The sequence below is a fragment of the Sedimentibacter sp. MB35-C1 genome (assembly GCF_030913635.1).
Lineage (GTDB): Bacteria > Bacillota > Clostridia > Tissierellales > Sedimentibacteraceae > Sedimentibacter.
The window spans coordinates 2,733,842-2,748,646 of the sequence record NZ_CP133188.1 but is presented as its reverse complement, the minus strand read 5'-3'; the positions used below and the strand labels follow the sequence as shown (position 1 = coordinate 2,748,646).

The 14,805-nt window shown below is 32.9% G+C and carries 12 protein-coding genes; 10 read left to right on the top strand and 2 right to left on the bottom strand.

Translation table 11 applies throughout. The annotated features are described in order from the left end of the window. Nucleotides 1-2: 2 nt before the first annotated feature. From RBQ61_RS13270 to dctP, 4 genes are read left to right on the top strand one after another with little or no spacing between them, the layout of a single operon-like run. Nucleotides 3-908, top strand: coding sequence for a thiamine pyrophosphate-dependent enzyme (locus RBQ61_RS13270; protein ID WP_308137749.1), 906 nt, complete (start codon nucleotides 3-5; stop codon nucleotides 906-908). A 22-nt stretch (nucleotides 909-930) separates the two neighbouring features. Beyond that, entirely contained in the window at nucleotides 931-1,434 is a 504-nt protein-coding gene (locus RBQ61_RS13265) for a TRAP transporter small permease (protein WP_308137748.1), read from the top strand. Between the two features lie 15 nt (nucleotides 1,435-1,449). Further along, the gene (locus tag RBQ61_RS13260; RefSeq protein WP_308137747.1) at nucleotides 1,450-2,757 is read left to right on the top strand and encodes a TRAP transporter large permease subunit; all 1,308 of its coding nucleotides are present in this window, start codon (nucleotides 1,450-1,452) and stop codon (nucleotides 2,755-2,757) included. Between the two features lie 32 nt (nucleotides 2,758-2,789). Continuing rightward, nucleotides 2,790-3,809: a TRAP transporter substrate-binding protein DctP gene (gene dctP / locus RBQ61_RS13255; RefSeq protein ID WP_308137746.1), complete on the top strand. Its 1,020-nt coding sequence runs from the start codon at nucleotides 2,790-2,792 to the stop codon at nucleotides 3,807-3,809. A 139-nt stretch (nucleotides 3,810-3,948) separates the two neighbouring features. Here dctP and RBQ61_RS13250 read toward each other — a convergent pair whose 3' ends face one another. Then, on the bottom strand, nucleotides 3,949-4,836 hold the full coding sequence (locus RBQ61_RS13250) for a BadF/BadG/BcrA/BcrD ATPase family protein (protein ID WP_308137745.1): 888 nt from the start codon (nucleotides 4,834-4,836) through the stop codon (nucleotides 3,949-3,951). 154 nt (nucleotides 4,837-4,990) lie between these two features. Then, on the bottom strand, nucleotides 4,991-6,562 hold the full coding sequence (gene abc-f / locus RBQ61_RS13245; protein WP_308137744.1) for a ribosomal protection-like ABC-F family protein: 1,572 nt from the start codon (nucleotides 6,560-6,562) through the stop codon (nucleotides 4,991-4,993). 367 nt (nucleotides 6,563-6,929) lie between these two features. Between abc-f and RBQ61_RS13240 the strand changes: the two genes are divergently transcribed. The 6 genes from RBQ61_RS13240 (at nucleotide 6,930) to RBQ61_RS13215 (ending at nucleotide 14,504) form a co-directional block, all read left to right on the top strand. Beyond that, nucleotides 6,930-8,009 (top strand): GNAT family N-acetyltransferase, encoded by a 1,080-nt coding sequence (locus RBQ61_RS13240; protein WP_308137743.1) that lies wholly within the window; start codon nucleotides 6,930-6,932, stop codon nucleotides 8,007-8,009. Nucleotides 8,010-8,149: 140 nt separating this feature from the next. Continuing rightward, on the top strand, nucleotides 8,150-9,856 hold the full coding sequence (gene argS, locus RBQ61_RS13235; RefSeq protein WP_308137742.1) for an arginine--tRNA ligase: 1,707 nt from the start codon (nucleotides 8,150-8,152) through the stop codon (nucleotides 9,854-9,856). A gap of 178 nt (nucleotides 9,857-10,034) precedes the next feature. Next, nucleotides 10,035-10,694, top strand: a complete 660-nt coding sequence (locus RBQ61_RS13230; RefSeq protein ID WP_308137741.1) for a transglycosylase SLT domain-containing protein — start codon at nucleotides 10,035-10,037, stop codon at nucleotides 10,692-10,694. Nucleotides 10,695-10,781: 87 nt separating this feature from the next. Continuing rightward, nucleotides 10,782-11,660, top strand: a complete 879-nt coding sequence (locus RBQ61_RS13225; RefSeq protein ID WP_308137740.1) for a hypothetical protein — start codon at nucleotides 10,782-10,784, stop codon at nucleotides 11,658-11,660. Beyond that, nucleotides 11,657-13,384 carry a B12-binding domain-containing radical SAM protein gene (locus RBQ61_RS13220; protein WP_308137739.1) on the top strand — a complete coding sequence of 576 codons (1,728 nt, stop codon included), beginning with the start codon at nucleotides 11,657-11,659 and terminating at the stop codon, nucleotides 13,382-13,384. The genes RBQ61_RS13225 and RBQ61_RS13220 overlap by 4 nt, the downstream gene beginning before the upstream one ends. After that, on the top strand, nucleotides 13,368-14,504 hold the full coding sequence (locus RBQ61_RS13215) for a tetratricopeptide repeat protein (protein ID WP_308137738.1): 1,137 nt from the start codon (nucleotides 13,368-13,370) through the stop codon (nucleotides 14,502-14,504). Before RBQ61_RS13220 ends, RBQ61_RS13215 begins: the two co-directional genes overlap by 17 nt. Nucleotides 14,505-14,805 lie beyond the last annotated feature (301 nt).

Genomic DNA, 14,805 nt, shown 5'->3' with positions numbered 1-14,805 from the left:
ATATGTCTATAGCAGAAAAAATGGCGTCATATGAAGATATGGTGGGTCCTGGCATTACTGCCTGTTTAGGATGCAATGTTGAGCTTTCCATGAGAACAGCATTACAAATATTAGGACCTAATACAATAGTAGCAGTTCCTCCAGGATGCATGGGAGGAGTACAGAGTGTAGGTTGGGCAGATAAGACCGGTATGAAAATTCCTGTGTTCTTTCCACTACTTGACAATACTGCCTCTATGCTTACAGGAATAAAGAAATATTATGAACGCATAGGCAGAGATGTGAATGCAGTTGCATTTGCAGGGGACGGTGCATCTTTAGATGCCGGCTTCCAAGCATTATCAGGAGCTGCGGAAAGAGGAGACAATATAATATACATTTGTTATGATAATGAAGGTTATATGAATACCGGATTCCAAAGAAGCAGTTCGACATCTTTAGGATCATGGACATCGACTACTCCGGTAGGAACAAAAAGTCACGGCAAAACATCTCATAAGAAAGATATGCCTTTGATAATGGCGGCACACGGAATTCCTTATATGGCAACAGCGTCACCGGCATATATGCCTGACTTAATTAAGAAAATTGAAAAAGCAAAAAATGTGAAGAATGGACTAGCTTATATTCACATATACAATAGTTGTGCAACAGGTTGGGGATATGAATCCGAAAAAAGTATCGATATTGTTAGAAAAGGAGTTCAGTCAAGATTTATGCCAATTTACGAATTTGAAAACGGTAAATATAAGTTGAATATTGACGTTAAGAACCCCATTTCGTTAAAAGATTATTTGTATTCAATGAAAAAATACAAGCACGTTAGTGAGGAGCAAATAGCCCAACTACAGGAATACGTTGATGAGAAATGGGATAATCTCAAAAAACTTTGTGATACGTCTGAATAAAGATTGAATGGGTGATGAAAATATGAAAACAATTAATCGAGTAATTGATATTTGCATATCAGTTCTATCAGGAATTGCAGCATTAGCTTTGGCTTTCCTGCTGATTGGTATATGTTATTCGACTTTTTCAAGAGTGGTTTTTAATAAGCCACTTTCGAACTTAGTTGAGTATTCAACATACAGTTTATTATACGTTACATTCTTAGGGTCACCTCAGATATTGAAAAATAAAGGGCATATAAATCTCGACATATTAATAAATGCCTTACCGACAAAAGTAAACAATATCTTGTCAATGGTTGTTAATTTTGTTGGTGCTATTATATCTGCATGTATTTTTTGCTTTGGATATTTAGTAGTATCAGATAACTATAATTTCAAAATTAAGGTAATGGATTCTATGGGGACACCACAGTGGTTACTCACAATTGTTATCCCGTTAGGTATGTTCTTTATCACTATTCAATTCATTAGAAATTTCGTTAGTGATTATGAAGAGTTCAAGAAATACAAAAAAGTAGTTTAAAAAGAGGTGATTTATTTGGAGTGGTATTTAGTATTAGTTCTAATTTTCTTTGTTCTTGTAGCCGTAATGCTGACTGGGTTACCTATTGCATTTAGTTTTATTCTTGTATCTTCTGCTATTATGTTTAAGATGCAGGGTGCATTCGGAATTCGTCAGCTTGTATTAGGAATGTATGATCAAGTAGCTCAGTTTTCACTGACCCCAATACCGTTTTTTATGATAATGGGTGAAGTTTTTTATCAATCCGGATTAGTGTCAAGAACTCTGGATTCGCTGGCCAAGTTCGTTAAAAAGGTTCCGGGAAGATTAAGTATCATTACTTTACTTGGAGGCGGCGTATTTGCTGCACTATCCGGTTCAGTTGTTGCGAACACGGCAATGTTTGGCTCCCTGATGCTTCCTGAAATGATGAACAGGGGATATTCAAAGAAATTAATAACTGGTTCAATAATGGCTTCCGGAGCTCTGGCCATGGTAATTCCACCAAGTGCATTAGCAGTTTTGCTAGGAAGCATTTCAGGAATTTCAGTAGGTAAGATATTAATAGGTGCAATACTTCCTGGAGTATTATTGATGGCTATGTATATTGGATATGTTATGGTGGTATGCATTATTAATCCTGAAATGGCACCGGCATACAATGTAGAAGATTCTACTTTAAAGGAAATGCTATTAGGAGCGTTGAAGGATATTGTACCCTTAATCTTTATATTCCTTGTTGTAATGGGAATTATATTTACTGGAATAGGTACGCCAACAGAAGCAGCAGCAATTGGTGCTTTAAGTTCTTACATTTTAACAATTATGTATAGAAAATTTTCTTGGAAATTAGTGTACAAAACTCTGGTTGATTCCTTAAAAGTAACTGCAATGGTATTGATTATAATTGCAGGTTCAGCAGGGTTTAGTCAAATATTAGCTATGACAGGTGCAAGTAGAGAAGCTGTTGTAGCTATAATGGGAATGTCAACGTCTCCATTTATAATTATTTCTACAATGCTTTTGATTATTGTTGCCCTAGGTTTCTTTATGGAACAAACAGCAATCATGATGATAACGTTACCTATTATGATGCCAGTAATTATAAGTTTAGGAGTAAATACAATTTGGTTTGCAGTTCTTTACCTAATATGTTTACAGATAGGTCAACTTACTCCACCAGTTGGACTAGCACTGTTTACTATGAAGGGAGTATCACCTCCAGAAGTAACAATGCGCGATATATATGACGGAGCCATACCGTTTGTTACAATGGACGTATTGGCGTTGCTCTTAATGGCGGTAATACCACCAATTGTTACTTGGTTGCCAAGTCTATATTAAGTAAATTAATTGAAAAATAAGGAGGAAAGAAAATGTTTAAGAAAGGCTTGCTATTTTTATTGATTATCACGTTGCTAATTGGGATAATTGGATGCGGAAAAAACGATAAACCTGCACAATCTTTAGGTGAACAAGTTTCTCCTGAGGGAAATGCTGATGAAAAGATAACACTTGCAGTTACATCCGCATGGGCTGAAGGTAATACACTTTTATTCAACATGGATGATTTTGCACAAAAAGTGTCAGAAAAAACAAATGGTACAGTTGAAGTTGTATGGGGCGGAGGCCCGGAGACAATACCAAGCTATCAACTCGTTGAAGCTCTAAAAAATGGGATAATAGATATAGCGTGGACAGCTCATACTTATAATGTTTCTCATGTTCCTGTCATGGAAGCAATGAAATTAACTGATGCAGAAAAACTGAGAGAAACAGGAGGATTTGATTTTGTTAAAGACTTATATAAAGATAAACTTAATGCTCATTATATAGCTGCAACTACAAACGGATTAACATATAATTTGTATACAAAAAATGAAATTACTAAACTTGAAGATTTCCAAGGTTTGACTATTAGGGCAACTCCTGCATACCAAGCCTTCGTAGACGGATTAGGCGCCGGTGTTGTAAATACTGCTCCTGGAGAGGCATATCAAGCATTGGAGCGTAATGTTATCCAAGGTTATGGATGGCCGAGCGTAGGTGTAAAAGATTTTGGATGGCAGGAAGTGTCTAAATATATAATCCAACCAGCTTTCTACAATGTAGATGTATGTATTATGATGAGTGACAAAGCTTGGAATAAACTAAGCAAAAACCAGCAAAATGCAATAGTAGAAGCAGGCAAAGAAATTGAAGCCGCTTCGAATGAATACTACGTAAAAGCAATTGCTGATGAAAATGATATATTAACAGCAGAGGGTATGGTGGAGCTTACTTTACCATCAGATGTTGCAGATGCTTATTATAAGTTAGCTTATGAAAAGGGATGGGAAAGTGCTCTTAGAGTAGATCCTGAAAATGGTATGAAATTAAAGGAACTTTCCGAATAATGTGATTTAGAATCAAATATAAAATCAAACCACCAGTTGTGTAGTGAACTGGTGGTTTGCATATCATTTTTTATTTTGTCATAAAAAGCTATATCTTAACATCTGATTTACAAACTATTTTTGAAGATTGAGTTTATAACTACTTATTGCTATATAAGTAAAGCACGGCCTTTGTTGCGGAAATATCCTTTTCAATTATACTGAAGCTTTTCAGTTGTTTCTTAAGCTCATTTATATACGATTGTCTTATTACTATGCTGTTGTGAAACACGCCGCCTTTTATTCCTATAGTAATATGCCCTTTAAATCCCTTTTTCTTATAAGCTGTGGAGGTAAGTTCTGCAAGGTTTTTTCCTGCTGTATTCAGCAACGTTTCAGCATGATTATCTCCGTTTTCTCCACAGTGTGCAATTATTGGGAACAGTGCAGCTATGGTGTCCTTTTCATTATTATAAATGAAATTCATTATTTCGGATCGGGAGGAGCCGCCTATTTCTCTAAGGGCTTGCACGCTTAAATTATCTAATTCAATATTTTTGTCAATGTTATAAATTATCTCCTTGAACAGTTCTATTACTATATGATATCCGCTTCCTTCATCACCCAAAATATGCCCCCAGCCTCCAACCATTTCGCCATGTCCATTTTTTTGAACGTAGCATGAAGAGCCGGTACCCGCAATTGCCAATATTCCGTCATTCTCTTGGAAATATGCTTTACAAGCCATTTCTCCATCATTAAAAACCAAAGTTTCAATTTTACATGTATCTTCCACATGTTTTTTTATTAATTCGACATAATTCCCAGTTTCTACTGATGCCATCCCAATTGAAATAAGCATGCATTCTTTTCCAAGTTCGGCTGCACATTTATTTATGAGAGATATAATATTATTCATCGTACTTTCTAGATTTATAGCAGGATTTCCTGCCCCTCCTGCTATTTCTGACAGTATGTTTCCGCTTAAATCATATGCCGTAAGCTCAGATTTACTGCCACCTGCATCTATACCTATTAAGTATTTCATTATATCACCGCCTGTTCTTAATCTTCGACCGTTTAAATTAATAACAGTTATAAGAAAATAGTGTATTATCATTTTAATAATACACTATAACTAAGAAAAAATAAATGAATAAGTGAAAAGAATATAAAGAGCAAGTTTTAAGGTCGATCAATATTTAAAGTTCTACTATTTTAGTTGATATAGTTTCATTGAAAGAATAATCGTGTTCTACAAAAATCATTGTCGGCTCGAAATTTTCTATAAGCTCTTGTATTTGAATCCTAGAATATACATCGATAAAGTTCAGCGGTTCATCCCAAACATATATATGAGCACTTTCTGACAGACTCTTGGCAATTAATACCTTCTTTTTCTGACCTTCGCTTAACTCCTCTAAATTTTTGGAGAAATCATCCGAATACATATCAAATTTTGACATTAACATTCTGAAGACACTTTCATTTATATTTTCGTCATTTATGAAATTTTGAAAGCTACCTTTCAAAAAAGACGTGTCTTGCGGAACATATGATATAATCAAGTTGCTACCTATATTGACGGTTCCGCCATAGCAATCATTCTTACCAAGCAATACTTTTAATATGCTTGATTTTCCTGAACCGTTCTTGCCCCTTAAAGCAATTCTATCACCTTGACTTACTGAAAATCCTACATTCTCAATTACTTTTCTGCCGTTAAAACTTATACTTAGATTATCAATATATATAAGAGTGTCCTTATGATAAGACTTGGGAATTACTTTAAGGGAATCAAATTGTTCAATATTATTGAGAAGCTTTTTCTTTTCATCAAGAGATTTAAGCTTTCGCCGTTCAATGGACTTTGCCCTTTTCATCATTTTTGCTGCTTTGTGTCCTATGGCTCCTCTGTCATAGGCGTGTTCTCCTATTTTAGATGCTTCTACCTTATCACTCCATCCGGATGTTCTCCTGAATGACTCCTCGAGATTAAAAATTTCACGTTTAAGCTTTTCATTTTTATTTATTTCATAAGCATCCTGCCTATTTTTATTTTCCTGCCAACTAGAAAAATTTCCTTTCTGAATTTCGATGCTGCATTTGTTTATTGACAGTATGTGATCAACCGAGGAGTCAAGGAAATGTCTGTCGTGCGAAACCAATATAAATCCTCTTTTCTGACTCAGATATTCGGAAACGCAATTTCTTCCTTCTAAATCCAGATGATTTGTAGGTTCATCAATAAGTAGAAAATTGTTTTTCTTCAGAAACAGTGCGGCAATCAGGACTTTTGTTTTTTCACCGCTGCTGAGGGTATCGAATTTACGTGAGAGGATTTCCGCATCAACATAAAGCTTCCTTATTTCCTTTTCAATTAATTCATTGATAATGTATCCGTCGTTATGGGCATATAAATCCAACAGTTCTCCGTATCTTTTAATTGAACTGTCAGATTTTTCGCGAATACATCGGTCCATTTCTTTTTCCCAGTAAGTGAAAGGAGCTACTATATTTCTTACGGTTTCAAGAGTATTTTGTTCAACGTCAGCTTCAAAAGGAAAGTAATCAAACTTTACAGAAGCCTCTATATTACCGCTGTACTTATACATACCCATAAGCAATTTTAGCAACGTAGTTTTTCCCCTGCCGTTTCTTCCTATGAATCCGAGTTTCCAGTCAGTATCAATTTCAAAAGTTGTATTTTCAAATATATTTTTATAGTTTGTTTCATATCTGAATGTCAAATTGTTTACTTGTATTAAAGACATAAAAAAATCCCTCCTTAAGAGAGAAAATTAACACCAAACAAAAAATAAACAACGAAAAATATGCATTGTATAAAAAAGTGTGGAAATTAATTTACTCTCAATATAATGTGTCAATAATTAACCATTTCAGGTTTATTTATTATTTACATAATCAAAAGCAAATTATCTAATCATTCCACCTATTACCTTTCTTTTATCAGATTTGCCTATATTATAATATGAATAATTTTATTTGTCAAATCTGAAAAATTATGTTTGTTTTCAATTTTATTAAATTACTTTTGCATTTTAATACTATAAACATTATAATAAAATATAAATTACATAAAATAGAAGATAAACCAGGTATTAATCATCGGGAGGTTGTATGGAAAGAGAAATAGTAAGATTAGATATGGACAGAGATTTTGAAGCATTTGAAGAGTTATCGGTGATATCCTTTGGAGAAAATACAAACAGTAAAAAAGAGATGTATGAATGGCTTTTTGAAAAAAATCCTTATAATAAGTCGGGAAACATGATGTATTTGCTAAAAGAAGGAGATAAGGTAATTGGCTGCGACGGGCTTCTTCCGAACGAGCTGTACGTAAACGGAAAAGTTCTTTTAACAGCCCACTCAGTTAAATCAATGACCCATCCTGACTACAAAAGGCAGGGAATATTCAGGAAAATGACGCAGAATTCATGTGAAAGAGGACTTCAAGATGGAGTAGATGTTGTTATAGGCCTTGCTAATGATCAGTCATATCCGGCTTATCAGAGATTCGGCTGGCCTACATTGTTTGAAAAGGAAGTGTATGTAAAACCTATATTAATAACAAATATATTAAAAAGAAGAATAAAGATCGGACCTCTTGCAGCGATAGGCAATTCGATTTATTCTACATTTATGAAGAGCAGACTGACAAGAGTAATGGATAAAGATATTAAATTTGAAATTCTTGACAAAGTTCCTCAAAGCATCCAGCAATGTTGGGATAGATATAAATCAAAATATAATGTATGCCTGGTAAGAGATTATAAGTACCTGAACTATAGATATAATGAAAGACCCGACGTAGATTATGTAACTATACTTGCAAAATATAATGGGGAAATAGTAGGATTTGCTATTTTACACAATTCATTTGCCAATGGTTCTAAGATGACATCTGCGGTGGAGTTCTTTACAGACCCAACAAGCGAGAGATTCATAAAGGCCTTGGCTAACGGAGTCTCAAAATACTGCTATGACAATGGAATTGAATATGTTGTGGTAGGAACGGGACTTTATGGTGAATATAAAAAAGTTTTGCTGGGACATGGGTTTATGCTTACAAGGAAGCCTCCAAAAAATAATATGATGATTGCCAATATACTGTCAGATAAAGTAACTTTAGATGAAATAACCGCCCACGACAAATGGCATATAACTCAGGGAGACGGGGAGACAGAGCTGGATTTGTAAATTGACATATAAATTTTACCGTGTTATTATATAACAATAAAATTCTATACATACAGATACTTTACAGCTTTTTAGCGTAACAAATGATTGCAGTATTAAATAAATTATTACATAATAGGTAGAACCTATGGAGGATAGATATGGATTTTAAAGTTAGAGCAGCTGAATTGTTTACATCTATAGAAAATGAACTGTCTGTGGACGAAGCTCTTGCAATGATTGAGATACCGCCAAGCCAGGATATGGGAGACTATGCTGTGCCATGTTTTAAATTTGCAAAGAAATACAGAAAATCTCCTGCAATTATTGCTTCTGAAATCGCAGGCAAAATAAATTCAACAGAAGAGTTTGAAAAAATTGAAAGCGCTGGTCCCTACGTTAATTTTTTCGTAGATAAAAAACATTTTGCCGAAAAAATATTAAAGCTTGTGTATGAGGAAAAAGAAAATTACGGAAGTACAAACGTAGGAGAAGGGAAAAATGTCATTGTTGAATTTTCTTCTCCAAATATAGCCAAACCGTTTCACATCGGCCATATAAGGACTACAATAATAGGAAACTCTATTTATAAGGTTTATAAATATTTAGGATACAATACAATTACAATTAACCATTTAGGAGACTATGGCACTCAATTCGGAATGCTGATATCAGCATATAAAAAATGGGGAACTCCTGAAGTGGTAGAAGCAATTGAGAATGACCCGATAAAAGAGCTTTTAAAGCTTTATGTAAGATACAATCAGGAAATAGAGGCACATCCTGAATATAGAGATGAAGCAAGGTATTGGTTTAAAGAGCTGGAGAACGGAAACGAGGAGGCGAAAAAACTCTGGACATGGTTCAGAGAGGTTAGCCTTAAGGAGTTCAACAGAGTTTATAACATGCTGAATATCAAGTTTGATTCATATGCAGGTGAAAGTTTCTATTCGGATAAGATGCAGGCAGTATTGGATGAGCTTGAAGAAAAAGGGCTTTTAAAAGATTCAGAAGGAGCTAAAATAGTAGAGCTTCAGCAATATGGATTGACTGATGCAGTAATACAAAAAAGTGATGGATCAACCCTTTATGTTACAAGGGATATTGCAGCTGCAATGTACAGAAAGAAGACTTACGATTTTTATAAAAATATATATGTAGTTGGAGCACCTCAAAAGCTGCACTTCGAACAATGGAAAAAAATTATTGAAATAATGGGATACGACTGGCCAGAAGATTGTGTGCATGTAATGTTCGGCACAGTAAGCCTAGAGGATGGTGCGCTTGCAACTCGTAAGGGACGCGTGGTTTTCCTGGAAGATGTATTAAATAAGGCAATTGAAAAAACAATGGACATAATAAATGAAAGAAATTCAGATCTGGAAAACAAGGAAGAGGTTGCAAAGCAGGTTGGAATTGGAGCGGTAATATTCCAAGAGTTATTTAATAACAGAATAAAGGATTATACGTTCTCATGGGAAAAAACACTGAGCTTTGAGGGAGAAACAGGACCATATGTACAGTACACATATGCGAGAACATGCAGTGTTCTTCGCAAGAGTGAAACACAAATTAATGATGATGTGGATTACTCTATTTTAACCGACAAGGAAGCCTTCAATGTAATCAGAAAGCTTGAAGGATTTAAAGCTGCAGTACTAAGCTCTCACGATAAGTATGAGCCGTTCTTCATTACGAGGTACATTGTAGGCCTTGCTCAAGAGTTTAACCGCTTCTATCATGACAATCCTATAATAACTGATGATATTGAAGTGAAAAAAGCAAGGCTGTTATTGACTAAGTCTGTTAATACGGTGCTTAAAAAAGGTATGGAACTTTTAGGCATGGAAACACCTGAGAGAATGTAATATAGTGAGCAATATTCAAGAACAACCTAAGTGTTGTTCTTTTTTTAAACTGATTTCTTATAAATCGCCCTTGTATTGTCATAATGCTCCACATTTCAACAATACATGTCATCTTTTTTCGTTGACCTAAGTAAAAAGTAAAAATATAATTAGTTAACAAACATGAAAGGGTGATAAAATGAAGCGCGAAAAGTATTTTGCGGTACTTCTTGTTATATGCATACTATCATATTTTATGATGGTGAATTTAAGCATGATTGCTGTTGCTGAGGATATGTCAGATCATCAATTTGACATAGTTAGAAGACATGCTATGATATATGATTTAAAAAATTCATTCTTGATGCAAAAAGAATTAATCGAATATATTTGCAGCTTAACAAACTTTGAGTATGATGACTCTGAATTTCTTGTTAATGAGTGTAAAAATAAAAATATAGATCCTTTTATAGTGCTTGGGGTTATTAAAAGAGAAAGCGACTTTAATCCAGTTGCACAGGGTGCGGCAGGGGAAAGAGGACTTGGACAACTTATGGAAAATACAGCTAAACCGGTTGCAGAGAATTTGGGATATGTTTACGATCCTGACAAGCTGTTTGAAACAAGATATAATTTAAAACTTACAATTACACAGATTGCATATCTGGTTGAATTATATAATAATGATATGCATAAGGCATTGACTGCTTATAACAGAGGACAAATAGGACTAATTGAATATATGGAAAATAACAATAATGAAAACTCTGCTGTCAGTGATTATTCGAACATGGTTTTAAAATTCGCATATGAATACGAAAAAAATTATGTGCAGGAATCTACAGAAAAGAAATCATAGAAATAAAAAGGTACTTTATTATTTTTAGTTAAGAATGTATAATAGAACCACGGATTACGTGGATTCTATTTTTTTTAAGGAGCAAGAATGCTGTCAAAAATATATGGTTTGCTTAAATTTTGCTACGAAGATAATTCAGGTGACAAACTTCCAGATATTAAATTACAGTTATTTATATTAGGAGTAAAGTCGCTTATGCCATTTGAAGACAATATTGGCTGTATGTTTGATAAAGAAAGATATGAAAAAGAAATTGAACTATTCTCATGCTATAAAAACGGGAATGATGATAATTTAGAGTACTATTATAAACATAAAAAGCCTTCAGAATGCGATGATTTACTGTTGGAATATAAAATTATGCCCATAATTATAGCCAACACACAATGGGATGTATTATTAAATGAAGCACTTAGGGCGACGCTTTTTTATTCTTCAAGCAAAAAAGCTATATTAAATACAATTATTCTCTCATCTGCAATTTTCGAATATTTAAGCAAAGATGATTATATAGAAAATATGACTGAACTGTGCAGGGAGAGATTGATCAATTTTTCTTTTAAAGATTTTTTAAAGTATAATAATATGAAAGTAAATAAAATCAGTTTGATAGAATTTGAAAAAGAAAGAATTAAAATGCTTTCAGAAAACAAGTTAATGGCGGATGAACTGATGGATAAATTTAAATCTCTTCAATATCTATTCAATGTAGAAGAAAAAATAAAAACTGAAACAAGTGAAGAAACCGTATTATCGAGTTTTTCTTCATATTTATATAAACTGAGAAAGGGAATAATAAATCCTGAAAAGCTTAAAGTATCACATTGCAACATACCTGATGTTAAAGAATTATTGAAATATTCGTCCTTCACTCATCCGTTTTTGGGAAAGTGCTTGGTCATAAAAAGAGGGAAAAATGAAGTAATACTGAGAAATAAGTCAGGGCTTATGAAGGTGAACATATGAAAATTTTGCTTATAACTCTTGATTCAAAATTTATACATGCTAATCTTGCAGTTAGATACTTGAAGAAATTTTGTCAGAACGATAAAATTGAAATGGAAATAAAAGAGTTTACTATTAACCAAAAGCAAGAATACATACTGGATGAGTTGTTTTCTGCAAATGCGGATTTAATATGTTTTTCAACATATGTATGGAATATAGAATACATAAAAGAATTGGCATACATAATAAAAGAAGCAAAAACAGGCGTTGAAATTTTGTGCGGAGGGCCAGAAGTTTCATTTGAAATTAATAAATTTATGGATAATGAGCCGCATGTGGATTATGTTATTTTTGGAGAAGGTGAGTTAACATTCAGAGAGTTTTTGCTTGAATATAAAAAAGAAAATTCCTGTTTTAGAAATATAGATGGGCTTGCTTATAGAGAAAATGGAAATGTAGTAATAAACAAACAAAGAGATCCAATTATGAATTTGGATATAATTAATTATCCATATGAAGAAAGAGAAAGTTTTAAAGATAAAATTATATATTATGAATCATCTAGAGGGTGCCCCTTTAGATGTAGCTTTTGCATGTCTTCAATAGATAAAAGAATAAGAAATTTTTCTCTTGCAAGAGTAAAAAAAGATTTAAAGATACTTTTAGATACAAAGGCAAGGCAAATAAAATTTGTAGACAGGACGTTTAATGCCGACTATAAAAGAGCAATGGAAATTATGGAATTTATCATTGAAAACAATAATAATAACATGACAATTCATTTTGAAATAACGGCAGATATCATCAATGACGAATTTTTACATTACATTAATACTGTACCAGTCAATATGTTTCAGTTTGAAATAGGTGTTCAGTCTTTGAATAGTGAGACACTTGCTGAAATAAACAGGCATATGGATGTAGAAAAGCTGAGACGAGTGATTAACAGCATAAGAAATGGTGAAAACATACATGTTCATCTCGATTTAATAGCAGGGCTTCCGTATGAAAACTATGAAACATTTAAGAAGTCATTTGACGGAATACATAGAATGAGGGCTGAAAAAATACAGCTAGGATTTTTAAAAGTGTTAAAAGGAACAAAGATATATTCAGATGTTGAAAAACATGGGATAAGATACAGAAGAACATCTCCGTATGAAGTCATATGCACGAAGTATATTTCTGCTATAGATCTCTTGAAACTAAAAAACATTGAGGAACTAGTTGATAAATATTACAATGAAAAGTATTTTGAAAAATCGCTTAATTATATACTGAAAAATAATTTTGCTAAATCAGCATTTGAATTTTATGAAAATTTTAGCCTTTACTGGAAACATCAGAGTTTATATAAAATGGCGCACAGCAGAAAAAAGCTTTATAAAATATTGTATGAATATATGGACTATAATAGATACTTGACGGATGAATTCACAGAATGCTTAAAATATGATTATGTGCTTAATAATCATTATGAAGATATACCAGACTATCTAAATAGAAATTCGGAAGACAAATACAAAATTATAAAAAAGCAGCTGGCATATGACAATAAATTTAAAGAAAAGTATTTTGGAGAAGAGGCAAAGGAAAAAATAGCAAATGAATTTAGATTAGTAGATATAGGTAATAAGGCCACATTATTTGTATATAAAGAAAAGGATAATATTTTTAACAGATGCGATACGTATATAATAAATGAACTATTGGAGGAAATGAACTATGAACAAAAAAGATAAATTTTTTCAAGAGTTTTATGAAAAAATAAGAAATGATATTTCTTTTATTACTATAAAAAAAGGCGCATCAATAACATTTAAAAATAATATATATAGCCCAGACAAAGAACTGCCTGTTCCTGTAAGGGTACAAAATCTTTTGGCAGATATTAAGAAACAGGATGAAGTAGACGGCATTACACTAAGTAACATCATAGACGGTATTATATATATTGCCGGCTCAGATATTAATTTTGAGCTTATGGATGAGTACATTAAAATGCTGGAAAAATTTAATTTTGATTTGAAACCATATATTATTTATTGTATAAATAAATTTGATGAAGAAGAATCTGAAAGAGGAGTTGTCTATGGCAAAGCATTGGTGAATTTAGAAGAAAATGAAAAAAGTTGTTTTGTCTATGCATCTGCCCTAGAAAAAATGGGCTTGAAATATAACGAAGAAAATAAAGCGAAGAAAGGCCAAATTTTTTTAGAAGAAGCAAATAAATACTTTGAAAAATGCCTCGACTATGATGAAAAATTTACACTATCACTTTATAAACTCGGGTTTTACTATAAAAGAAGTCAGCAATATGTTAAAGCAGAACTTATTTGGAATAAGCACCAGGAAACCGAGGATGACCCTTTGAGAATAGATGAAATAAGAAATGAATTAATACAGCTAAAGCCGTATGTTGATTATGAAAAAGGGTATAATCTTGTATTAAAAGAAAAACCGGAAGAGGGATTGGAGCTTCTGCTTCCTTTAGTCAAACAACTTGGAACATGGTGGAATCTGTTGTTTTTTATAGGCCTTGCATATAGAGCGCTGGGACAATACGATATAGCTGAGACATACTTTGAAAATGTGCTTAAATTAGAGCATGAACAGAAGGATGCATTGAATGAGCTTGGATTGTGCAAGCTTTGCAGGAAAAAATATGTGGAAGCAGCCGAGATTTTTACAGATTTATTAAATATTGATCCTGGAAATTGTGAAGTGTTTTGCAATAGAGCGGTTGCATTAATGTATAATAATCAATTGGACAGAGCTAAGGAAGACATTCAAACAGCATTGAAAATTAACCCTTATGATTCAGTTGCATTAAGTATCAAGGAAGAATTGTACAGAAAGTAAGTATAAGATAATAATCAGACGCACCTGTAAATGCTAATATAAAATTGCATTTCAGGTGTACTTTTTATGAAAAATGTAATAATAAAAAGTAGTATAAAAGAAAAATAAGGGATTGACATGAATAAGTTGTTGAGCTAAAATATAAAAGTGCTTCAGCCGTTTGAAACAAAATGAAAAGACAGGTTAAAACAGATAAAAATTTTATTGACAATGAAACAGTATTGTGATAAACTAACAAAGCTGTCGAAGCATGAAGAAATTAAGAAAAATGTTGGGAAAAAAACTCTTGACAAAATCAAAT

Excerpts from the sequence above, each read along its gene's own strand:
- RBQ61_RS13215 (WP_308137738.1), top strand. The coding sequence starts at position 13,368 with ATGAACAAAAAAGATAAATTTTTTCAAGAGTTTTATGAAAAAATAAGA.
- RBQ61_RS13230 (WP_308137741.1), top strand. The coding sequence starts at position 10,035 with ATGAAGCGCGAAAAGTATTTTGCGGTACTTCTTGTTATATGCATACTA.
- RBQ61_RS13240 (WP_308137743.1), top strand. The coding sequence starts at position 6,930 with ATGGAAAGAGAAATAGTAAGATTAGATATGGACAGAGATTTTGAAGCA.
- abc-f (WP_308137744.1), bottom strand. The coding sequence starts at position 6,562 with ATGTCTTTAATACAAGTAAACAATTTGACATTCAGATATGAAACAAAC.
- RBQ61_RS13225 (WP_308137740.1), top strand. The coding sequence starts at position 10,782 with ATGCTGTCAAAAATATATGGTTTGCTTAAATTTTGCTACGAAGATAAT.
- argS (WP_308137742.1), top strand. The coding sequence starts at position 8,150 with ATGGATTTTAAAGTTAGAGCAGCTGAATTGTTTACATCTATAGAAAAT.
- RBQ61_RS13265 (WP_308137748.1), top strand. The coding sequence starts at position 931 with ATGAAAACAATTAATCGAGTAATTGATATTTGCATATCAGTTCTATCA.
- RBQ61_RS13220 (WP_308137739.1), top strand. The coding sequence starts at position 11,657 with ATGAAAATTTTGCTTATAACTCTTGATTCAAAATTTATACATGCTAAT.
- RBQ61_RS13270 (WP_308137749.1), top strand. The coding sequence starts at position 3 with ATGTCTATAGCAGAAAAAATGGCGTCATATGAAGATATGGTGGGTCCT.
- RBQ61_RS13250 (WP_308137745.1), bottom strand. The coding sequence starts at position 4,836 with ATGAAATACTTAATAGGTATAGATGCAGGTGGCAGTAAATCTGAGCTT.
- dctP (WP_308137746.1), top strand. The coding sequence starts at position 2,790 with ATGTTTAAGAAAGGCTTGCTATTTTTATTGATTATCACGTTGCTAATT.